Here is a 1,151-nt window from a genome sequence, read left to right as displayed (position 1 = left end):
TGGGTGCCGGACGCACCACGGGCCCGCAACAGGGCGAGCGCCGAGCGCCGACGGTCGACGACGAGGCGAGCCCCCAGGGCCAGCACGGCGACGGTGGCGCCGAGCGGGCCCACGGCGAGGACGGCGACGATCGCGTCGACCCCGGTGCGCTGCGCGAGCAGGCTCTCCAGGATCTCGGTGAGCCGGCTGGTGGGCCGCAGCTGGAGCGGCGTGGGGTCGTCGGGGCCGGCCGCGACGGGGAACGTCCTGGCCGACTGGCCCTGCATCTGGGACAGGAGCTCCGGCACCTCGGCGGCCGTCAGGCCGTCGGTGCTCACCGGGAACCAGACGCGGGTCTCGGCCACTCCCAGGGTGAGCGGTGTGAGCATGGCCGGGTCCACGTAGGCGGTCGCGGTGCCGAGCAGGCCGCGGTTCGGGTCCACGATCACGGAGGCCCTGGCGCCCAGGGCGTGGTGCAGCCAGTAGTCGGCATCGGGGTCGCCGGTGTCGAAGATCCCCGTCACGACGAGGGATGGGTAGCGACCGGCCAGGGCGATCACGCCCGAGCCGGAGAGGTTGTCGTACCGGCCGCCGAGCTCCCAGCCGTACGTCTCGGCGACGGCGCGCGACACGGCGACCTCGAACGCCGGCGCCCGCTCGGTGGGCTGGCCCACGGACTGCTCGTCCCCCAGGAACACGGGCCCCGCGGTCGCGGTGGGCCAGCGCCCCTCGATCAGCTCGGCGTGCTCGTCCAGGTCCGGGGCCGTGCGGAGGAACACCTTGGCCTCGGCGAGCTCGGAGCTGGGTACCGGGACGGTGTACGCGGGGTCGGTCGAGGTCACGTGGAAGAGCGGCGCGCCCATGACCGAGCGCAGCGGCTCGGGGGACTCCGCGCGGACGGCGTCCAGGTTCTCGGCGAACGGCGCCCAGTCCGGCTCGTCTGGCACGCCGCCGCCGACCGCACCCGGGTCGTAGAAGCCGCCGGACGGCGCCTGGCCGGGAATCGAGCCCACCACCGAGATCACGTCCCGGGCCGGCCCCGAGGCGGTCGCGGTCTCGTAGGCCACCTGGTCGGCGTGCATGGTCGCGACGGCGCGCGGCGCCGTGGACAGCACCCCGGCGGCGAGGAACGCGACGACGCCGAGCACCGCCGTCGCGCCCCACGACGTGCG

General features: G+C 75.6%; 1 protein-coding gene. It reads right to left on the bottom strand.

Going from position 1 to position 1,151, the window contains the following annotated elements:
• On the bottom strand, positions 1-1,151 hold a 1,151-nt coding region (locus tag PROKR_RS19810; RefSeq protein WP_036966137.1), incomplete at both ends, for a hypothetical protein.

Origin of the sequence: Promicromonospora kroppenstedtii DSM 19349 (genome assembly GCF_000515355.1) — a bacterium.
GTDB lineage: Bacteria > Actinomycetota > Actinomycetes > Actinomycetales > Cellulomonadaceae > Promicromonospora > Promicromonospora kroppenstedtii.
The sequence above is the reverse complement of the archived record's forward strand: the minus strand, read 5'-3'. Positions and strand labels throughout refer to the sequence as shown.